The sequence below is a fragment of the Allobosea sp. FG18 genome (genome assembly GCF_057809495.1).
Map to the genome: position 1 here is coordinate 79,188 of NZ_JBMDKB010000009.1, position 19,474 is coordinate 98,661.

19 protein-coding genes are annotated in these 19,474 nt (G+C 67.6%); 5 read left to right on the forward strand and 14 right to left on the reverse strand.

Annotation, left to right across the window (positions count from 1 at the left end):
* Nucleotides 1-37: 37 nt before the first annotated feature.
* Entirely contained in the window at nucleotides 38-712 is a 675-nt protein-coding gene (gene nth, locus ACODTJ_RS12075; RefSeq protein WP_454654218.1) for an endonuclease III, read from the forward strand.
* Between the two features lie 82 nt (nucleotides 713-794).
* Here nth and ACODTJ_RS12080 read toward each other — a convergent pair whose 3' ends face one another.
* The 11 genes from ACODTJ_RS12080 to ACODTJ_RS12130 form a co-directional block, all read right to left on the reverse strand.
* Entirely contained in the window at nucleotides 795-1,157 is a 363-nt protein-coding gene (locus ACODTJ_RS12080; protein ID WP_454654219.1) for an SPW repeat protein, read from the reverse strand.
* Nucleotides 1,158-1,347: 190 nt separating this feature from the next.
* On the reverse strand, nucleotides 1,348-2,709 hold the full coding sequence (locus ACODTJ_RS12085) for an esterase-like activity of phytase family protein (RefSeq protein ID WP_454654220.1): 1,362 nt from the start codon (nucleotides 2,707-2,709) through the stop codon (nucleotides 1,348-1,350).
* Between the two features lie 201 nt (nucleotides 2,710-2,910).
* Entirely contained in the window at nucleotides 2,911-3,855 is a 945-nt protein-coding gene (locus ACODTJ_RS12090) for a 2-hydroxyacid dehydrogenase (protein WP_454654222.1), read from the reverse strand.
* Nucleotides 3,852-5,177 (reverse strand): thymidine phosphorylase, encoded by a 1,326-nt coding sequence (deoA, locus tag ACODTJ_RS12095; RefSeq protein ID WP_454654224.1) that lies wholly within the window; start codon nucleotides 5,175-5,177, stop codon nucleotides 3,852-3,854. Before deoA ends, ACODTJ_RS12090 begins: the two co-directional genes overlap by 4 nt.
* Complete coding sequence (gene deoC / locus ACODTJ_RS12100) at nucleotides 5,177-5,938, reverse strand: deoxyribose-phosphate aldolase (protein WP_454654225.1); 762 nt, start codon at nucleotides 5,936-5,938, stop codon at nucleotides 5,177-5,179. Before deoC ends, deoA begins: the two co-directional genes overlap by 1 nt.
* A 3-nt stretch (nucleotides 5,939-5,941) precedes the next feature.
* A complete protein-coding gene (locus ACODTJ_RS12105) occupies nucleotides 5,942-6,751 on the reverse strand; it encodes a purine-nucleoside phosphorylase (RefSeq protein ID WP_454654226.1) in 810 nt (269 codons plus the stop codon).
* Between the two features lie 36 nt (nucleotides 6,752-6,787).
* Entirely contained in the window at nucleotides 6,788-7,198 is a 411-nt protein-coding gene (locus ACODTJ_RS12110; RefSeq protein WP_454654227.1) for a cytidine deaminase, read from the reverse strand.
* A gap of 1 nt (nucleotide 7,199) precedes the next feature.
* On the reverse strand, nucleotides 7,200-8,174 hold the full coding sequence (locus ACODTJ_RS12115) for an ABC transporter permease (protein ID WP_454654228.1): 975 nt from the start codon (nucleotides 8,172-8,174) through the stop codon (nucleotides 7,200-7,202).
* A gap of 163 nt (nucleotides 8,175-8,337) precedes the next feature.
* Complete coding sequence (locus tag ACODTJ_RS12120) at nucleotides 8,338-9,438, reverse strand: ABC transporter permease (protein ID WP_454654229.1); 1,101 nt, start codon at nucleotides 9,436-9,438, stop codon at nucleotides 8,338-8,340.
* Nucleotides 9,435-10,964 (reverse strand): ABC transporter ATP-binding protein, encoded by a 1,530-nt coding sequence (locus ACODTJ_RS12125; protein WP_454654230.1) that lies wholly within the window; start codon nucleotides 10,962-10,964, stop codon nucleotides 9,435-9,437. Before ACODTJ_RS12125 ends, ACODTJ_RS12120 begins: the two co-directional genes overlap by 4 nt.
* 16 nt (nucleotides 10,965-10,980) lie before the next feature.
* Nucleotides 10,981-11,985: a BMP family lipoprotein gene (locus tag ACODTJ_RS12130; RefSeq protein ID WP_454654231.1), complete on the reverse strand. Its 1,005-nt coding sequence runs from the start codon at nucleotides 11,983-11,985 to the stop codon at nucleotides 10,981-10,983.
* 170 nt (nucleotides 11,986-12,155) lie between these two features.
* On the opposite strand from ACODTJ_RS12130, the gene ACODTJ_RS12135 reads away from it, so the two are divergent.
* From ACODTJ_RS12135 to ACODTJ_RS12145, 3 genes are all read left to right on the forward strand, one after another.
* On the forward strand, nucleotides 12,156-12,947 hold the full coding sequence (locus tag ACODTJ_RS12135; protein WP_454654232.1) for a HesA/MoeB/ThiF family protein: 792 nt from the start codon (nucleotides 12,156-12,158) through the stop codon (nucleotides 12,945-12,947).
* A 47-nt stretch (nucleotides 12,948-12,994) separates the two neighbouring features.
* Nucleotides 12,995-14,710, forward strand: coding sequence for a hypothetical protein (locus ACODTJ_RS12140; protein WP_454654233.1), 1,716 nt, complete (start codon nucleotides 12,995-12,997; stop codon nucleotides 14,708-14,710).
* Between the two features lie 131 nt (nucleotides 14,711-14,841).
* A complete protein-coding gene (locus ACODTJ_RS12145; protein WP_454654234.1) occupies nucleotides 14,842-15,606 on the forward strand; it encodes a hypothetical protein in 765 nt (254 codons plus the stop codon).
* A 10-nt stretch (nucleotides 15,607-15,616) separates the two neighbouring features.
* Here the strand turns inward: ACODTJ_RS12145 and gshB are convergent, their stop codons facing one another.
* The 3 genes from gshB to rsmI form a co-directional block, all read right to left on the reverse strand.
* Nucleotides 15,617-16,555, reverse strand: a complete 939-nt coding sequence (gene gshB / locus ACODTJ_RS12150; protein ID WP_454654235.1) for a glutathione synthase — start codon at nucleotides 16,553-16,555, stop codon at nucleotides 15,617-15,619.
* A 74-nt stretch (nucleotides 16,556-16,629) separates the two neighbouring features.
* Complete coding sequence (locus tag ACODTJ_RS12155) at nucleotides 16,630-17,025, reverse strand: YraN family protein (RefSeq protein WP_454654236.1); 396 nt, start codon at nucleotides 17,023-17,025, stop codon at nucleotides 16,630-16,632.
* Nucleotides 17,022-17,930: a 16S rRNA (cytidine(1402)-2'-O)-methyltransferase gene (gene rsmI / locus ACODTJ_RS12160; protein ID WP_454654237.1), complete on the reverse strand. Its 909-nt coding sequence runs from the start codon at nucleotides 17,928-17,930 to the stop codon at nucleotides 17,022-17,024. Before rsmI ends, ACODTJ_RS12155 begins: the two co-directional genes overlap by 4 nt.
* Before the next feature lie 185 nt (nucleotides 17,931-18,115).
* Here rsmI and ACODTJ_RS12165 point away from each other — a divergent pair, with 185 nt between their 5' ends.
* Nucleotides 18,116-19,324, forward strand: coding sequence for a penicillin-binding protein activator (locus tag ACODTJ_RS12165; RefSeq protein WP_454654238.1), 1,209 nt, complete (start codon nucleotides 18,116-18,118; stop codon nucleotides 19,322-19,324).
* The last annotated feature ends 150 nt before the right edge of the window (nucleotides 19,325-19,474 follow it).

Genomic DNA, 19,474 nt, shown 5'->3' on the forward strand with positions numbered 1-19,474 from the left:
TAACGCCGTCATGGATCAGCGGAACAGGCCCCCTCGCATGGCTGCGCCGGCAAAGCGCATCACGTTGCCGCGCGCCCGCAAGCCGGCGGAGATCCGCGAGATCTTCAGCCGCTTCCAGGCCGCCAATCCCGAGCCCAAGGGCGAACTCGACCACACCAACGCCTTCACGCTGCTGGTCGCCGTCGTGCTCTCGGCGCAGGCGACCGATGCAGGCGTCAACAAGGCCACCCGCGCCCTCTTCGCCATCGCCGACACGCCGGAGAAGATGCTCGCGCTCGGCGAGGAGGCCGTGCGCGAGTACGTCAAGACGATCGGGCTCTTCCGCACCAAGGCGAAGAACGTGATCGCGCTCTGCGAGAGGCTGATCGCCGAGTTCGGCGGCGAGGTGCCGGCGACCCGCGAGGCGTTGGAGAGCCTGCCCGGCGTCGGCCGCAAGACCGCCAATGTCGTGCTCAACATCGCCTTCGGCGAGATCACCCACGCCGTCGACACCCATGTCTTCCGCATCGCCAACCGCCTGCGCATCGCGCCGGGCAAGAACGTGCTGCAGGTCGAACTCGGGCTGGAAAAGGCCGTGCCGCCCGAATTCGGCCGACACGCCCATCACTGGCTCATCCTGCACGGGCGCTACACCTGCAAGGCGCTGCGCCCGGAATGCCTGCGCTGCATCCAGAACGACCTCTGCGATTCCGCCGACAAGCGGATCGCTTGAGCTTTCAGCGCAGACAAAGCCCCCGGCGCACAGCGGAATTCGGGCGCGCCGGGAACCTTCGGATCGGAGCAGAGCAAGCTGCTCAAGCCGTCGCGTGCGGCTCGTGCCGATAATCCCACACTGCCCAGGCCGAAATCCCCGCGATCAGCAAACCGACCAGGAGATGGCTCCAGAACGCGTGGAGATGGGTCGTGAAGCCGAGCATCCAGGGCGAGGCCACCAACCAGAGCCCGAGCGCGAGGTTCAGCCACTCTTCCCATTCGGCAAAGGCCGAAATCGCGGCGATCGCGATCAATGCGAGCACAGCGCCGACGATCCAGGCATTGCGCGCCGGCATCACATCGCCGGTATAGCCCATGAACCAGGGTGAGAAGAACAGCAGCGCGGCGAGGATCAGGTTAAGCCAGTCCTGCGTCCGTCCGGTCTTCATATTCGAGGTCATCATGATCACCTCCATCGGTGACGATCATCCAACCACTACGCCTCGCGCATGAGGCGCCAGGTCCCGATTATTATACGATCAGGTCGATAATATTTCAAGAACATATTGGGAACGACAGGTGACCGACCGAAGCCCGTCACCTGTGCAGCGATGTCTTCTGCGCGGCGGCACGACCGAACCGCGGTGAGTGAATTCACTTCGCGTCGAGCAGGTCCTTGACCGAAAGCAGGACCAGTTCGTTGTCGTCGGCCTTCTTCGGATCGCGCGAGGAGGAGAAAGGCAAGTTGTTGTCGTTGCCGACGACGATGATGCCATTGGCGCGATCGACCACGTCGACGTTCTCGATGGTGAAGAACGGGAAGGGCAGCACGCCGTCGATGGCGCCCTGCTTCGCCTTGCCGTCGGGATCGGCGATCTTCATGAGGTCGATGAAGCCGATCTTGCGCACGGGCTTGCCGACATTCGCCTCGGTCAACTCGATCTTCACGATGCGCTTGAACTTGGCGAGGTCGTGGAAGCAGTCGGGGCCCTTCTGGCCAGCAGCGCAAGCCTTGTCGGCGGTGCCCTCGCCGTTATCGCGCTCGATGATCAGCGCTGTAGAGCCGTCGATCATGTTGAAATCGCCGATGGCATTGCCCTTCTGCTCAAGGGGATAGAACCAGGAGCGGCCGGTCCACTTCTCGCCCGCGACATCGAATTCGAGGATGCGCAGCACTTCCTTGCCATCGACCTCCTCGTTGCCCTTGGTTTCGGCGTTCCAGAGCGGGCCTTCGAGCAGCGGATAGAGGAAGCGGCCATCCGGCGACTGCGCCATGCCCTCATAGCCCTTGGAACGGCGCACGTTGAAAGCCGGCATGGGAGCATTGGGCGCGCCGGGCGTGGTGATGGCGTAATGGTCGGGCGAGCGGGCCGGCTTGCCGTCGACCTGTGTCTCGAACACCGCCTCGACCTTGCCGGTGGCGTCGACGCGGATGAGATAGGGGCCGAATTCCTCGCCGATCCAGAACTTGCCGCCGATCGGCTGGATCGATTCAGGATCGAAATCGGCACCGGTCAGGTAGCGCTTTTCCGTGCCTTCCTGGACGATACGGAACGGCACCTTCTTGTCGGGGTCGTGCAGGAAGGTGGTCAAGAGACGCTCGACCGCGCCCTTGCCGAAATCGGCCCTGAGGCGATGGAAGAACAGCATCGCGTCCGGCGAATTCGCCTTGGCGCCGAAGCCGTTATCGGTCAGCACGAGGAACTCGCCATTCCCCAGCGAGCGGATGCCGGAAAAACCCTGCACGGGCTGGCCGGCGAAGGGGGTGGAGAGCCCGGTCGGGCGTCCGCCCGAGGTGCCCATCACGGTGCCGACCGCCTCGACGCGCTTGCCGGGCGTGACGAACTTGCCGGAGATCTTGAGATCGGCCGGCGCATCGGCCGGAGCCGGGATGATGGTGTTCGCCGGCAGCAGGGCTTGGCCGACGAGCTTGGCGGGGAATTCCTTCTGGGGCGCCTCGGCTCCGGCGAGAATCGTCGAGGACAGCAACAGGGTGGCAATGATCGGCAGGCGCATGGAATACTCCGGGATGAAGCGAAGCCTTCGCTTCGCCCGTCTCGATTGCGCTGCGACGACAGCCCGGCGACCGTTCCGTGACGGTTGCCGGACCAGATCATCAGACCGAATGAGATATTCAGTCCGATGATCTGGTTTTTCGTTTTTGCATCGGCATTTTCCGAAAACCGGGCCCCACTTTTCGGGCCGATGCCCTAGCGCTCAGTATCCCCGCGCCGGATCGACCACGTTGATCAGCGGTTCTCCGGCTTCCAGACGTCCGACCTGCATGGCAATCGCCGTGGCGATCGCGGCGGGTTCCGACATCGCCGAGTTATGCGGCGTCACCGTCACGCCCGGATGGCTCCAGAGCCGCGACTCCACCGGCAGCGGCTCGACCTCGAAGACATCGAGCGTCGCGCCCTTGAGCGTGCCGGCATCGAGCGCGGCGAGGATATCGTCCGCGACCTGCAGGCCGCCGCGCCCGGCATTGATCAGGAACGGCCCGCCGAGGCGCCCGTCCTGCGCGAGGCCCGAGAGCATCCCGGCATTGATGATGCTGCGCGTGTCCGGGGTCAGCGGCAACAGGCTGACGAGGATGTCGGTACGGCCCAGGAAAGCCTTCATGCCGTCCTCGCCGGAGAAGGTCTGGAGACCCTCGATCGTCTTGGGCGAACGGCTCCAGCCGGCGACGTCGAAGCCCATGACGGCGAGCTTGCGCGCCGCGTCCTGGCCGAGCTCGCCCAGCCCCATGATGCCGACGCGGACCGAGCGGGCGGCCGGCTGGTTGCGGTCGTCGTCCCAGAGCTTCTCGCGCTGCTGGCTGTCATAGCGGCGCTGCTGGCGCAGATAGCTCAGGCAATGCAGGACGATGTACTCGCTCATGCGCGTCGTCAGGTCGGGGTCGACGATGCGGGCGATCGGCACTTCGGGCAGCTTGTCGTCGGCGAAGAGGAAGTCGACGCCGGCGCCCAGCGAGAAGATCGCGGCGAGATTGGGCAGGCCCGTCAGACTGCCGGGCGGGTGCTTCCAGCTCGCGACGTAGTGGACGGCGCGACGGTCGAAGGGCTCGCCGAGGACGACGATCGGCATATCCGGCAGCAGCGCCTGGAAGCGCGCGCGCCAATCCTCGACATGCCAGCCCGTCATGGCCAGAAGCAGACTCATCCCGTAACCCTCTCCGTAACCCGTTCCGCGACCAGCGGGCCGCGCGCCGCACCGTCTCCGATCCGATAGGCCTTGCGCAAGCGCTCGCTCGCCGCTTGGTAACCGGCCTCATTGCGGGCATGGACGATGCCGAGTGGCCGATCCGGCCCCACCGCATCGCCGATCCCCGCCAGCCCGACGATGCCGACGGCATGGTCGATCGGGTCCTGCGGGCGCACGCGGCCACCGCCGAGCGCCACGACCGCGAGGCCGACGGCGCGTGTGTCGACAGAGGCGACAGTCCCGGCCGTTTCGGGATGGACCGGCTTCACGACCGGCGCGGCGACGAGGTGCTTCTGCGGCGCCTCCAGCAGGTCCGCCGGGCCACCGAGCGCCACGATCATGCGGGCGAAGCGTTCGGCCGCGGCGCCGGAGGCGAAAGCCTGCTCGATCTTGGCGCGGGCGGTGTCGAGATCCGGCGCGAGCTTGCCGAGCAGCAGCATCTCGGCGGCGAGCGCGACCGTGACCTCGTGGAAGCGCGGTTCGCGATGGCGCCCGGTGAGATGGTCGAGGGCATAGGCGACCTCGAGCGCATTGCCGGCGGCGGAGGCGAGCGGCTCGCTCATGTCGGTGAGGAGCGCAGTGGTCGGCAGGCCCGCGCCGTTGGCGACGCCGACCAGGGCCCGCGCCAGGGCCTGCGCCTTGCCGTAATCCGGCAGGAAGGCGCCGGAGCCGAATTTCACGTCCATGGCGAGGCCGTGCAGGCCGGCGGCGAGCTTCTTCGACAGGATCGAGGAGACCAGCAAGGGAATCGTCTCGACCGTCGCGGTGACGTCGCGAATGGCATAGAGGCGCTTGTCGGCCGGGGCGAGATCGGCAGTCTGGCCGATAATGGCGCAACCCGCCTCCCGCACCACCTTGCGGAAGAGGTCGATGCCCGGTTGCGTGACGTAGCCCGGGACCGCGTCGAGCTTGTCGAGCGTGCCGCCGGTATGGCCGAGGCCGCGGCCTGAGATCATCGGGACATAGCCGCCACAGGCCGCGACCGCCGCCGCCAAGGGCAGGCTCACGGTATCGCCGACGCCGCCGGTCGAATGCTTGTCGAGGGCGGGACCGGGCAGGTCGTCCCAGCGCAGCACCGTGCCGGAATCGCGCATGGCCAGTGTCAGCGCCACGCGCTCGCGCTCGTTCATGCCGTTGAAATAGACCGCCATGGCGAAGGCGGCGGCCTGGCCCTCGCTGACCGAACCGTCCGGCAGCCCGGCGATGAGCTGGCGGATATCGGCCTCGGACAGTTCCGCCCCGTCGCGCTTGGCGGCGATAATCTCCTGGGTCAGGCGCATCAATAGCTCCCACGCGGCGCGGCATCGGGCCCGGCGCCATCAATAGCCGCGACGAGCGCGCCGTAGAGGCCGCTGGCGCCGAAGCGGAAGGTTGTCGGCGAGGCCCAGTCGGGCCCCATGATCGCGTCGGCTAGGTCGAGATAGCTTCTGGCGTCGGCGAGCGTCCGGATGCCGCCCGAGGGCTTCAACCCGATGGGACGGGCGGTGCCCGCGATGACGCTCAGCATCACGCGCACGGCGGGGATGCTGGCCGAATGCGCGGTCTTGCCGGTCGAGGTCTTGATGAAATCGGCGCCGGCCGCGATGGCGAGCTCCGAGGTGGTCCTGACCTTGTCGAGATCGGGATACTCGCCGGTCTCCAGGATCACCTTCAGCCGCCGCTCGCCGCAAAGCCCCTTGACGTTGCGGATCATCGCTGCCGCCGCCGTGGTCTGCCCGGCAAGGACGGCCCGCCAGGGCAGGACGAGGTCGATCTCGTCGGCACCGGCAGCGAGTGCCTCTTCCGTCTCGCGCATCGCCGGGGCGATCGGCGTGTCGCCATCGGGAAAGTTAACGACCGTCGCGATGCGGACGGGGCCGTCGCCGAGTTCCGCTCGCGCTGTCGCGACGAAGCGCGGCCACAGGCACACGGCAGCGACCGGCACGGGGCCGGAGACGGCGCGGCGGCAGAGATCGCGCGTGCCTTCCTCCGTGGCATCGTCGGCGAGATCGGTGAGGTCGAGCAACGCGAGCGCGCGCCGGGCGAGATCGGCATCGGACATGGCTTACAACTCCGACAGGAAGGCGCGCAGCAGGCGCCTGAGCGCGCCCGCCGCGAGGCCCGCGACATCGCGCGTCTCGGCATGGTGCGGCGTGCCGCCAAGGAGGCCTGCACCCATATTGGTGACGATCGACAGGCCGGCGACGCGCAGGCCGTAGCGTCGCGCCAGGATCACCTCCGGCACGGTCGACATACCCACGAGATCGGCGCCGAGGATCTTCGCCATGCGGATCTCGGCCGGCGTCTCGAAGCTCGGTCCGGTGAACCACATATAGACGCCCTCGCCGAGCGGGATCGCCGCCCTCTGGGCTGCACGCTTGAAGCGGCCGCGCAGATGCGGATCGTAGGCGTCGACCATCGGCACGAAGCGTCCGTCACCCTTGTCGCCGACGAGCGGGTTGGGGCCGTTCAGGTTGATATGGTCGGTGATGAGCGCAAGGCTGCCCGGACGCATCTCCGGCGAGAGCGAGCCCGCCGCATTGGTCAGGATCAGGGGCGGCGAGCCGAAGGCGGTGAGCACGCCGAGGGGCACGCGCATCACGGCGGAATCGCCGCCCTCGTAATAATGGGCACGGCCCTCGTAAATCAGCACCTTCCGACCATGCAGCGTGCCATAGCAGAGCTGGCGCGCGTGGCCGGAAACCTCACCGCGGGGAAAGCCGGGCAATTCGGCATAGGGAATGCGCACGGCATGCTCGATATCCTCGGCGACGGCGCCAAGGCCGGTGCCGAGCACGATCGCGCAATCGATCGCTTCGACGCCGCGGTCCGTCAGGATGGATGCCACCGCGTCAAGGGTCGGATCGGCCGCCATGCATGCTCTCCCCTGGCCGCAGCGGGCGGCCCCAAATCACCGCGGCAAATTGGCCGGTCCGAAGGAGGCTGGCAACAGCTCCTCCAGCGTGAAGCGCGCGCGGATGCCCTCGGGCCCGGCGATCGCGACCGGTGTCTCCGGCGCGGCGAATTCGCGGATGCGCTGGCGGCAGGCACCGCAGGGCGTGACCAGCTCGGCGCCCTCGCCGAAGACCAGCACGGCCCGGATCGCGCGGCCACCGGCCGCGACCATCGCCGCGATCGCCCCGGCCTCGGCGCAGGAGCCGACCGGATAGGCGGCGTTCTCGACATTGCAGCCGGCATGGACCGCGCCGTCATCGGCCAGCAGCGCGGCGCCGACCTTGAAGCGCGAATAGGGCGCGTAGGCGCGCGGCTGGATGGCGGCGGCGGCAGCGAACAGGGCCTCGAAATCGGGAGCGGCCGGCAAATCAGCGTTCCTTGACATAGGGCAGGCCAGAGGCCCTGGGCGGCGTCGCCTTGCCGATGAAACCGGCGAGCAGGACGATGGTCATCAGATAGGGCAAGGCCTGGATCGCTTCCACCGGCACGAGGCCGATGCCGGGCAATGTCACGCCCTGGAGCCTGATCGCGACGGCATCGAGCAGGCCGAACAGCAGGCAGGCACCGAGCGCCGGCCAGGGCCGCCAATTGGCGAAGATCACGGCGGCGAGCGCGATGAAGCCGCGCCCCGCCGTCATATGCGGCAGGAAGCCGGCGGATTGCGCCACAGCGAGATAGGTGCCGCCGATGCCGCAGAGCAGGCCGCAGATCGCGACAGCGCCGTAGCGCAAGCCCGCGACCGAGATGCCGGCCGTATCGACCGCTGCCGGGTTCTCGCCGACGGCGCGGATGCGCAGGCCGAAGCGGGTGCGCTTCAGGACGAAGGCCGTGACGAGCACGCAGAGCAGGGCGAGATAGGCGGGCGCCCCATGGCCGGAGACGACCTCGTCATAGATCAGGCCGAGCCCGGGCACGTTTTCGCGGGTCCAGCGGGCGAAGGGCAGGGTGATCTCGCCGAAGCGGGCCGGGCCTTCCAGCGAGGGTGTGCGTCCGCCCTGCCCGTACCAGGCATTGCCGAGAATGACGGTTAGTCCGGCCGCCAGCATGTTGATGGCGACGCCGGAGACGATCTGGTTGCCGCGCCAGGTGATGGCGGCGAAGCCATGGACCAGCGCCAGCGCCAAGGCGGCGAGGATGCCGGCGCCAAGCCCGATCCAGGCCGAGCCGGTGACGAAGGCCGCGACTGCCGAGGCGAAGGCTGCGATGAGCATCTTGCCCTCGAGGCCGATATCGACGACGCCGGCCCGCTCCGACCACAAGCCCGCCATCGCCGCGCAGATCAGCGGAATCGACAGCCGGATCGTCGAATCGAGCACGACGGCGATGAGCTGGAGCAGCTCCATCGTCAGTTGCTCCCCCTTGTCATTCCGGGGCTTCGCGCAGCGAAGAACCCGGAACCCACGGCTGGGCGCGCGCTTTCGGAACGGCGGCAGGCGGGCTCACCCGGTCGTGGGTTCCGGGTTCGATCCTGCGGATCGCCCCGGAATGACAAAGGGGCTCGCGCCGTCATGGTGTCCGCCCCATCCCAAGCACGACCGCCACCAACCGCCGGAACAGCCCATCCAGCGCCCCGGCGAAGAGCACGAGCACGCCGCCGATGACCACGACCATGTCGCGGGTGATCGCCGGCTTGTCGAAGGAGAGCTCGGCGCCGCCCTGGTAGAGCACGCCGAAGAGCAGGGCGGCGAGACCGACACCGGCCGGATGGCCGCGCCCCATCAGCGCGACCGCGATGCCGACGAAACCGTAGCCGGCGGTGAAATCGAGCACGAGCCGATGCTGGACGCCGAGCGCCTCGTTGACCGCGAGCCCGCCAGCCAGCGCGCCCGAGATCGCCATCGCGACCATGGTGACGGCAGCCGGCGAGATGCCGGCATAGGCGGCGGCGCGCGGATTGGCGCCGACGGTGCGGATCGCATAGCCCAGCCGCGTGCGCCAGATCAGCAGCCAGACGGCGGCGAGCGCCATCAGGGCGAGGAAGAAGGCGCTGTTCAACGGCGTCGAGGGCAGTTTCAGGCCGAGCGGCGCGAGCAGTTGATGCATCGGCGTCAGGATGGCGCCGGCCGGGAAATCCGGCGTCTCCGGCTGCATCGAGCCGGGTTTGCCGATGACCTCGCGCAAGAGATAGACGATCAGCGTCGCAGCGACGAAGTTCAGCATGATCGTGGTGATGACGACATGGCTGCCGCGCTTGGCCTGGAGCCAGCCGGGAATGAAAGCCCAGAACGCGCCACCCGCTGCCGCTCCCAGGATCGCGAAAGGCGCGGCAAGGAAACCGGGCAGCGTGGGAAGCGCGAAGCAGGCGATCGCCATGGCGATGCCGGCGACCGTCGCCTGCCCCTCGCCGCCGATATTGAACAGGCCGGCATGGAAGGCGACGGCGACCGCGAGCCCGGTGAAGATGAAGTTCGTGGCGTAATAGAGCGTGAAGCCGATGCCCTCCGCACTGCCGAGCGCGCCGCGCAACAGCAGGGCGGTTGCCTCCAGCGGGTTCTCGCCGATGCCGATGACGACGAGCCCGGCGACGAGGAGCGCCGCCACGACCGAAACCAGCGGCACCAGCGCGATATCGGCCCAGCGCGGCAATTCGACGGGGGCGGCGCTCATGCGGCCTCGTCCGTGACGCCGGCCATGAGCAGGCCGAGATCGCGCTCGTCGGCCTGTTCAGCGACCCGCTCGCCGGTGATCCGGCCGCCGCACATGGCGATAATCCGGTCGGAGAGCGCCATCACCTCCTCCAGCTCGACCGAGACGAGCAGGATCGCGACGCCCTGATCACGCAGCGCGACCAGCCGGCGATGAATGAACTCGATCGCGCCGATATCGACGCCGCGCGTGGGCTGGCCGACCAGCAACACCTTGGGGCCTCGCTCGATCTCGCGGGCGAGCACGATCTTCTGCTGGTTGCCGCCGGAGAATTTCGCCGTCTTCAATGCCGGATCGGGCGGGCGCACGTCATAAGCCGCGAAGGCCTCGCGCGCATGGGCCTCGATGCGGGCCGGCGAGAGCAGCGGGCCGGAGCCGAAGGCGGGGTCGTGCTGGTAGCCGAGGATGGCGTTCTCGGCGGCCGAGAAGGCGGTGACGAGGCCGCTGCGGTGGCGATCCTCCGGGATATGCATCAGGCCGAGATCGCGCAGCCGCGCCGGATGGCGATCAGCGGTGGCAAGAATCTGCCCGCCCAGCCGGATCACGCCGCGGCTCGGCTGGATCAGGCCGGCCAGCACCTCCAGCAATTCGCTCTGGCCGTTGCCGGCGACCCCGGCGATGCCGACGATCTCGCCTTCATGGAGCGTGAGATTGACATCCTTCAGGGTCTCGGTGCCGCGCCCGTCGCGGCAGGACAGGCCGACCGCCTCCAGCACCGGCGCGCCGCGCTCGCGCGGTTCCTTCTCGACACGCAGCAGCACGCGCCGGCCGACCATCGCCTCGGCCAGAGCCGGCGGCGAGGTTTCGACGGTGGCGACATGGGCGACCATCTCGCCGCGGCGCATCACCGAGACCCGGTCGGTCACGTCCATGATCTCGCGCAGCTTGTGGGTGATCAGGATCACCGTCTTGCCCTGCGCCTTCAGCGCCCGGAGCAGGGCGAAGAGCTGGTCGGCCTCGGCCGGCGTCAGCACGGCCGTCGGCTCGTCGAGGATCAGGATCTCGGCGCCGCGATAGAGCGCCTTCAGGATCTCGACGCGCTGCTGCAGGCCGACGGAAAGTTCGCCGACGATGGCGTCAGGATCAATCGCGAGGCCATAGTCCTGCGAGAGTTTTGCGAGCGCGGCGCGCGCCTTCGATACGCCGCCCTTGAGCAGAGCCCCGCCTTCGGCGCCGAGCACGACGTTCTCGACGACGCTCAGCGTCTCCACCAGCATGAAGTGCTGATGGACCATGCCGATGCCGGCCGCGATCGCATCGGCCGGGGAGCGAATGCGGCGCGGCTCGCCCGCGATCCTGATCTCGCCGGCATCGGCCTCGTAGAAGCCGTAGAGGATCGACATCAGCGTCGACTTGCCGGCGCCGTTCTCGCCGACGATGCCATGGATGGAGCCGGCCGCGACCGAGAGGGACACGTCCCTGTTGGCGGCGACCGGGCCGAAGCGCTTGGAGATGCCGGTGAGCGCGATGGCGGGCTCAGAACTCAAGGGAGCCGCCCGCGCCTCACATCGTGCATTTCTGGTCGGACATGTAGTCGTGGACCTTGACGGTGCCGGCGATGATGTCGGCCTTGGCCTTGTCGGCGGCGGCCTTCATCTCCGGCGTGATCAGGGCCTTGTTGGCGTCGTCCAGCGCCCAGTCGATGCCCTCTTCCTTCAGGCCGAGCACGGAGACGCCGGGCTTCCAGGCGCCGTCCTGCGCCGCCTTGAAGGAGTTGTAGGCGGCGGTGTCGACACGCTTGAGCATCGAGGTCAGCACCTTGCCGGGATGCAGGGCGTTCTGGTTGGAATCGACGCCGATGCCGAGCTTGCCGGCATCGGCCACGGCGCGGAGCACGCCGATGCCGGTGCCGCCCGCCGCGTGATAGACCACGTCGGCGCCGCGATCGATCTGCGACTTGGCGAGCTCGCCGCCCTTGACCGGATCGTTCCAGGCGGCCGGGGTCGAGCCGGTCATGTTCTGGAAGATCTCGGCGCCGGCCTTGCCGGCCTTGACGCCCTGGACATAGCCGCAGGCGAACTTGCGGATCAGCGGGATGTCCATGCCGCCGACGAAGCCGACCTTGCCCGATTTCGAGGCCAGCGCCGCGAGCAGGCCGACAAGATAGGAGCCCTCATGCTCCTTGAAGACGACCGACTGCACGTTCGGCAATTCGACGACCATGTCGATGATCGTGAACTTCAGGTTCGGGAACTCGGCCGCAACCTTCTGCAGGGCGGTCGCCTGCGAGAAGCCGACCGCGATGATCGGCGAATGGCCGTCGCGGGCGAAGCGACGCAGGGCCTGCTCGATCTGGGCATCGTTGGTCGGCTCGAAATCGCGGAAGTCGACATTGGTCTCCTTCTTGAACTTCTCGGCGCCCATGAAGACGCCCTCGTTGAAGGATTTGTCGAACTTGCCGCCCTTGTCATAGACGATCGCGGGCTTGATCGTTTGCGGCTGCGCCAGAGCCGCGACAGTGGAAAGCGCAACGCCGGCGAGAGCCGCCGCGAAAGAACCCAAACGCATCGAAAGATCCCCTGTCATAGCCGGGCGCCGTTGTCCGGCCCTCGATCGCGGCACGATGGCATGGCCCGGGCGCGCGGCCAAGCTGGCGAAAAGTCATGTTTGTCGGGAGGGTGCGGCCGAGCCGGGATGGCGATTGCCGAAGGACCGCTGCCGGCCTTAGGCTGCGATCCATGATGCTGAACGACGACGAGATCGAGCGCTATGCGCGCCATATCGTCCTGCCGGAGATCGGCGGGCCGGGCCAGCAACGGCTCAAGAACGCGCGCGTGCTGGTCATAGGCGCCGGCGGGCTCGGCGCGCCCTTGATCCAGTATCTGGCGGCGGCCGGGATCGGGAAGATCGGCATCGTCGACGACGATATCGTCTCGCTCTCGAATCTGCAGCGGCAGACCATTTTCACCACCGAGGATATCGGCGCGCACAAGGCGGTCGCCGCCGCCCGCTTCGTGCGGAACCTCAACCCAAATGTCGTGGTCGAGGAGCACGTCACGCGGCTCGATCCGCATAATGCCCGCGCGCTGATCGCCTTCTACGACATCGTCGCCGAAGGCTCGGACAATTTCGCGACGCGCTATGCCGTCTCCGACGCCTGTTTCCATGAGCACAAGCCGGTGGTGATGGGCGCGCTCGGCCGTTTCGACGGCTCGCTCACCACGATCCGCGCCCATGAGACCGGGCCGGACGGAAAGCCGAACCCGACCTGGCGCTGTCTCTTCCCGGAAGCGCCGCCGCCCGGCGCGATCCCGACCTGCGCGGAAGCCGGCGTGCTCGGTGCCCTGCCCGGCATCATCGGCTCGATGATGGCGCTTGAGGTGGTGCGCGCCATCACGGGCTTCGGAGAGCCGCTCGTCGGCAAGCTCCTGCTGCTCGATTCGCTGGCGATGCGCTTCGAGACGCTGCGCTATGGCTGGGACGAGGCGAATCCACTCAACGGCACGGGCACGAACGAAGGTCGATCTTAACCGGTTGCTGCTAGCAAGCCCCATCGACAGCGATGGGGAAGAGCGCGATGCAGGCCGGTGGCACGATCGGAACACCCGTTTCGACGCGAGCGACCTGGCTTCCCAATTTGCCCCTCGGCCTGCTCGGCACCGCCGTCCTCGCCTGCGCGCTGCTGCTGACGCTGCCCCTGACATTGCCGCTCGGACCGATGTACTGGGACCTCGTCCTCTATCTCGACGCCGCCAACCGGATCGGCGACGGGCAGGTCCCGCTGATCGACTTCATCGCGCCGGTCGGACCGCTCGGCTATTGGCTCTTCGCCGGGTTCGACGCGCTGTTCCCACGCGCGCATCCGCTGCTCACGGCGCAATGGTGCCTGTTCGCGGTGACAGCCCCGGCCATGGCCGTGGTCCTGCATGCCATCAGCCGGCAATCGCGCGCCACGGCCATGGCGCTGCTCCTGCCTTATCTCGCCTTCCAGATCCTGCCGATCAATGTCGAGCACTATTCCTTCTTCCCGGGCACGGACGGGTTCGGCATCTACAACCGGCATGTCAGCATCGTGCTCTACGTGCTGGTCGCCGGCCTCCTCTTCCTGCGCGGCCCCGCGCTTGGCGCCGTCATCGGCTGGACACTCACCGCCCTGTTCCTGATCAAGATCACCGGCTTCCTTGCCGGCGGCCTCGTCACGGCCTTCGCACTCGCGGCCGGGCGGATCGGCTGGCGCCAAAGCCTGCTGATCGCCGCCGCAGGCGGGCTGGCGGCGCTCGGCCTCGAACTCGCGACCGGGCTGGTCAGCGCCTATCTCGACAGCATCCTCGCGCTTGTCGCGATCAATGCCGGCGGCATCCTGCCCCGCTTCGTCCAGGCGGCCTCGCTGCATCTCGACATCGTCGGCGCCGGAACGGCACTCGGGCTCGCCCTGCTCTGGCTCGACCGACGCGACATCGCGGAGGCCGCCCTTGCGCTGCGCCGCCAGCCGTCCACGGCCGGCTTCGTCCGCCTGCTCGACCGTGATGTCGCCTGGCTCGCGGTCGTCATGGTGGCAGGGCTGTTCTTCGAGACCCAGAACACCGGCGGGCAGGCCTTCATCTTCATCTGGCCGGTGCTTCTGGTGATCCTGTCGCGCTGGCTCGGCAGCGGCCGGCGCGGCGCGCTCGTCGTCTGCGGCCTCGTCGCGGCGACCGCGATTCCGCCCGCTGAAACCGTGCTCCAGCGCGGGACACGCGCCCTGATGGCGCAGGCTGGCTATGCCGCCCTGCCGAACCAGCATCTCGGCCGACTCGGGCTGGTCTCGCAGCACGCCAACGTCATGGACCGCGCGAGCGCGATGCTCGACATCTACGCCAGCCATCCCGCGACCTTCCGGGAGTTCACCGCCCGCGAGATGCTGCCGAATCCGCAGCTCTATTCGGAGCTCGACTTCCAGGCGTCCTGGCTGATGGCGGTCGACGAGGGCGTTTCGGCGATCCTGGCGCATGAGCAGGCCAGCGGGCGACGCTTCGAGACGATCATGAGCCTCAACTTCGTCAATCCCTTCCCATCCGTGATGGGCCGCAGCGCGCCGCGCGGCATCGCCATCGGCGCCGACCCGTTCCGGGCGGTGCCGAAGCCTGACGACGCCGAGATCACGCTCGCCCGCGAGGCCGACCTCGTGCTCTATCCGCTCTGCCCGGTCACGGTCGCGAACGAGGCCCTGCGCAGGATCTACGCGCCGGTCCTGACGGGCCGGCGGGAGATCGCGCTCGGGCGCTGCTGGAAGGGCTATGTCAGGGCGGATTAGAGGCTCTCACACGCGATCAACATCTCCAACCTGCAAGGAAAAACGTCCTTCCTTCAAATTGAGCGATCTCGCTTCACCTGCACTTCTCTCGGCTGTGAGACACTCATATTCTTGGAACTGGGCATCATGTCATGCGTACACTTGCCGTTTGCGTTCTGTTCTGGACTTCAACAGCATCGGCCTACGCTTTCGATAGCGCCTGGCAGCGGCTTGAAAGCTATCGCATTCTGACAGGAAGCTGCTCGTCGGAAGTCGAGAAGGCGTTGAAGGGTTTTCACGTCGCGGATCTAGATGAGCCAATTGCCATCATCTACGAACGTGAAGCCAATTTTGTCAGCAGTATCAGCAACCCGACCGGTATCGTTCAAGCCCGCAAGGCTATGGATAACTATCGAAATGAAATGGTCCGCCAACTCGACGAAGCGGTCAAATCCATGGGCTGCGAGAAAGCGATCCAGCGCCTCCGTCTCGATATTCCCAAGCCCGTTACCAAACAGCAGATGATCGAGTTCGTTCGCTCCGTTCCGATACCAACATCCGAACGCACGGACTCCATCCCTGCCATCGACAGGATCGGCACGAAGGCGGCCTACCCGCTACAGAAGATCATCACGCGCACGCTCATCGACAAAAAGCAGTGTGATCTGGCTACTCTGAAAGCGTCTGTCGTGAAGGAAACGCCTAGGGAGGCGATCAACCCGCCGCCATTCGTCGGTGTGCCCAAATCCCATGAAGAGCGCTGGGATATCGTCTGTGACGGCAACAACCTGACGGCCTTGATCACGTTTGTTCAAGACGCGCGAAAGTGGCGCAACTACAAGATCGAAACGAAAAACAGCGCCAGCGAGAAAGCTGACGCTGCAACAAGTGGCGGCCTTCGCAAAGGTCTCGACTGACAGGCGTCGCTCAGCGCTTCGCCTCGATCACATCGAAGAGCTGCGCCGCGAGGTCCGGGCCGCCGAGCTTCTTGATCGCGCGCACGCCGGTCGGCGCGGTGACGTTGATCTCGGTGAGCTTGCCATGGATCACGTCGATGCCGACGAGCAGCAGGCCGCGCTCGCGCAAGGTCGGGCCGATCGCCTCGCAGATCGCGAGCTCCTGCTTCGACAGGTCGGTCGGGCGCGCCGCGCCGCCGCGCACCATGTTGGCGCGGAGATCGCCGACCGCCGGGACGCGGTTGACGGCGCCCGCCGCCTTGCCGTCGATCAGGATGATGCGCTTGTCGCCCTCGGTGACCTCCTTGATGAAGCCCTGAACGACCCACGGCTCGCGGAAGAGGTTGCTGAACAGATCGAAGAGCGAGCCGAAATTCGGGTCGGTCCTGCTTGTCTTGAAGACGGTCGCTCCGCCATGACCGTAGAGCGGCTTCATGACGATCTCGCCGTGCTCGTCGCGGAAGGCCTCGATCTCCGCCTTGTCGCGGGTGATCAGGGTCGGCGGCATCAGTTCCGGGAAATGCGTGACGAGGATCTTCTCGGGGGCATTGCGCACCGAGGTCGGATCATTGACCACCAGCGTTTTCGGGTGGATGCGCTCCAGCATATGGGTCGTGGTGACATAGGCCATGTCGAAGGGCGGGTCCTGCCGCAGCAACACGACGTCAAGCGTCGACAGGTCGACCTTCTCCTCGGCGCCGGCGGTGAAATAGTCGCCCTCGACGTCGCGCACCTTCACCGGGCGCATCGGCGCGGTGACCTTGCCGTCGCGCATCGAGAGCTTGTCGGGCGTGTAGGTGTAGAGCGAGTGGCCGCGCGCCTGCGCTTCCAGCATCAGCGCGAAGCCGGTATCCCCGGCGATCCGGATGCGCTCGATCGGGTCCATCTGGATGGCGACGTTGAGGCTCATGACAGGCTTCCTGTTGCAGGCAGGCGGTTCTTATCGGACCGCGGACCGGGTTCCTGCAAGTGGGGCGCCCTGCATCACAGGACAAGCGCGAAGGCGGCGGGAACATGGCGCGGCCGGCGCCAGGGCGCCAGAAAGACCGCATCGGCGCGCAGAAAATGCTCGCTGGCCCAGGGATTGCGCGAGAGCCAGTGCCGGATTCGCCGCTCGACCAAGCGCTGTTTTTCCGCGGTGATCGCGATCATGGCGTCGTCGAGCCGGCCGCGCGCCTTGACCTCGACGAAGGCGATGGTGCGGCCGCGCTTCATCACGAGATCGATCTCACCGCCCTTGCCGCCGAAGCGCCGCTCCAGCAGGCGATAGCCCTTGGCGGTGAGCCAGAGGATGGCCAGCCATTCGGCGCGGCGCCCGGTCAGGCCGGAGCGCTTCGCCTTGCGGCTACGCCCGCCCGGATCGGCGCCGGCCTTGCTCACGGATCGTCGCGGGTGAGTTCGAGCGCGCGGGCATAGACCTTGCGGCGCGGCTGGCCGGTCTCGGCCGCGACCTGCGCAACCGCCTCCTTCAGCGAGACTTTTGCCATCGCCGCGCGCAGGCGCTCGTCGATCGCCTCATCGGTGGGGACGAGTTCGGCAGCGCCGGGCGGACCGATGATCACGACGATCTCGCCGCGTGCCTCTTCCTCGCTCTCGTAATGGGCCGCAAGTTCCGGAAGCGTGCCGCGCCGGACCGTCTCGTAGAATTTGGTGAGCTCGCGCGCGACCGCACCCGGCCGCGCGCCCAGCACGGCGGCTGCATCACTCAGCATCTCGGCGAGGCGGCGGGGCGATTCGAAGAAGACGAGCGTTCCGGGAATCGCGGCCAGCTCGGTCAGGCGGGTGCGGCGCCCGCCCGATTTCGGCGGCAGGAAGCCCTCGAAGAAGAAGCGGTCGGTCGGCAAGCCGGCCAGTACGAGTGCCGCCAGCACGGCGGAGGGGCCGGGAATGCCGGTGACGGGCAGGCCTTCCGCCACCAGTTCGGCCACGAGCTTGTAGCCGGGATCGGAGACGAGCGGCGTACCAGCGTCCGAGATCAGGGCGAGCTTGCCGCCCTCGCGCAGCTTCGCCAGCACCTTGGGGCGCATCTGCGCGGCATTATGCTCGTGATAGGGCAGGAGCGGGGTCGATATCCCGTAATGCGCCAGCAGCGTCTTCGACGTCCGGGTGTCCTCGGCCAGGATCGCATCGGCGGCGGCGAGCGTCGCCAGCGCCCGGAACGAGATATCACGGAGGTTGCCGATCGGCGTCGCGACGATGTGCAGGCCCGGCGCCAGAGGCTCGGCCTCTGCCTTCAGACCAAAGGCGGTATAGCTGGGGGAGCGGGCGGCGGCATCGGTCGACATCCGGTCACGCTGCCACAGCGGCCGCGCCCGCGCCATGGCAAGGCACGCGCCGACCCCTGCAACCTATAGTTAACAACTTGAAAATAGACTTGCGGACTGGCACGAGAGGTCCGGGGGTAGAACAGTTCCGCAGGACCCATCGCCGGGCCGCGTTTGGCCGGCCCGGTCACGACTGGAGATCGCCCGTGTTCCATCATCGGCATATCGCACCGATTCTGCGGTCCAAGGCACGGGCCTTCGCCGTCCTGCTGCCGCTCGCGCTCGCGGCTTGCAGCGGCGGCACCTCGGGCCTGCCCGGCTTCGATTCGGGCGCGCCCACAGCCGGCGGAGCCACGCCGACCGGCCAGACCATCGGCACCGGCAAGGTCAAGGTCGGGCTCATCCTGCCGCTCACGGCCGAGGGCCAGGGCGCGGTCGTCGGCAATTCGCTGAAGAACGCGGCCGAGATGGCGCTCGCCGAATTCCCGAACGCCGACCTGACGCTGCTGGTCAAGGACGATCGCGGCACGCCGGAAGGCGCCCGCGCCGCAGCGCAGGAAGCGCTGTCGGAAGGGGCCGAACTGATCGTCGGCCCGCTCTTCGCGCCCTCCGTCCAGGCGGCCGGGCAGGTCGCGCGCGGCGCCAACAAGCCGGTCATCGCCTTCTCCAGCGATTCCAACGTCGCCTCGCGCGGCATCTATCTCCTCTCCTTCCCTCCCGAAAACGACGTCAACCGCGTCATCGGCTATGCCGCCCAGCAGGGCCGCAAATCCTTCGCCGCGCTGGTGCCGGACACCGCCTATGGCAAGGTCGTCGAGGCCGCCTTCCAGCAGGCCGCCGCCAATCGCGGCGTGCGCGTCGCCGCGATCGAGCGCTTCAGCTCGGACCCGGCCGCGATGAAATCCGCAATCCAGCGCCTGATGCCGTCGCTCGCCCAAGCCGATGCGCTGTTCGTGCCGGCCGCCGCCGACACGATGCCGACGCTCGGCCAGCTCCTGCAGGAGGCCGGCTACAATCCGGCCAAGGTCAAGCCGCTCGGCACCGGCGTCTGGAACGATGCCAGCATCGCCCGCGTGGCGGGCATCCAGGGCGGCTGGTTCGCCTCGCCCGATACGGCCGGCTTCAACGCCTTCGCCGGCCGCTACCAGCAGCGCTTCAACAGCGCCCCGACCCGCACCGCGACGCTGGCCTATGACGCGGTCTCGCTGGCGGCGGCGCTGGCGCGCACGCAAGGGTCGCAGCGCTTCTCCGAGGCCGTGCTGACCAATGGCTCGGGCTTTGCCGGGGCGGACGGCGTCTTCCGCTTCCGCCCGGACGGACAGGTCGAGCGCGGCCTTGCGGTGCTGGAGCTGCGCAACGGCCAGATCGTCACGATCAACGCCGCCCCGCGTGATCTCGGGCCGAGGTCGCAGTAGTCGAAGACCTCACCTCCCGTCCGCAGGACGCGGGTTTGATCCGGGCCTCTCTCACGCCGTCATTCCGGGCGACCGAAGGGACCGCTTTCCGATGGATTCCGGATCGGCGCCGCTTCGCGGCTTGTCCGGAATGACGTGGTGGCGGGTTGC

Coding starts and splice junctions, on each gene's coding strand:
- nth (WP_454654218.1), top strand. CDS start 38: ATGGCTGCGCCGGCAAAGCGCATCACGTTGCCGCGCGCCCGCAAGCCG.
- ACODTJ_RS12080 (WP_454654219.1), bottom strand. CDS start 1,157: ATGATGACCTCGAATATGAAGACCGGACGGACGCAGGACTGGCTTAAC.
- ACODTJ_RS12085 (WP_454654220.1), bottom strand. CDS start 2,709: ATGCGCCTGCCGATCATTGCCACCCTGTTGCTGTCCTCGACGATTCTC.
- ACODTJ_RS12090 (WP_454654222.1), bottom strand. CDS start 3,855: ATGAGTCTGCTTCTGGCCATGACGGGCTGGCATGTCGAGGATTGGCGC.
- deoA (WP_454654224.1), bottom strand. CDS start 5,177: ATGCGCCTGACCCAGGAGATTATCGCCGCCAAGCGCGACGGGGCGGAA.
- deoC (WP_454654225.1), bottom strand. CDS start 5,938: ATGTCCGATGCCGATCTCGCCCGGCGCGCGCTCGCGTTGCTCGACCTC.
- ACODTJ_RS12105 (WP_454654226.1), bottom strand. CDS start 6,751: ATGGCGGCCGATCCGACCCTTGACGCGGTGGCATCCATCCTGACGGAC.
- ACODTJ_RS12115 (WP_454654228.1), bottom strand. CDS start 8,174: ATGGAGCTGCTCCAGCTCATCGCCGTCGTGCTCGATTCGACGATCCGG.
- ACODTJ_RS12120 (WP_454654229.1), bottom strand. CDS start 9,438: ATGAGCGCCGCCCCCGTCGAATTGCCGCGCTGGGCCGATATCGCGCTG.
- ACODTJ_RS12130 (WP_454654231.1), bottom strand. CDS start 11,985: ATGCGTTTGGGTTCTTTCGCGGCGGCTCTCGCCGGCGTTGCGCTTTCC.
- ACODTJ_RS12135 (WP_454654232.1), top strand. CDS start 12,156: ATGATGCTGAACGACGACGAGATCGAGCGCTATGCGCGCCATATCGTC.
- ACODTJ_RS12140 (WP_454654233.1), top strand. CDS start 12,995: ATGCAGGCCGGTGGCACGATCGGAACACCCGTTTCGACGCGAGCGACC.
- ACODTJ_RS12145 (WP_454654234.1), top strand. CDS start 14,842: ATGCGTACACTTGCCGTTTGCGTTCTGTTCTGGACTTCAACAGCATCG.
- gshB (WP_454654235.1), bottom strand. CDS start 16,555: ATGAGCCTCAACGTCGCCATCCAGATGGACCCGATCGAGCGCATCCGG.
- rsmI (WP_454654237.1), bottom strand. CDS start 17,930: ATGTCGACCGATGCCGCCGCCCGCTCCCCCAGCTATACCGCCTTTGGT.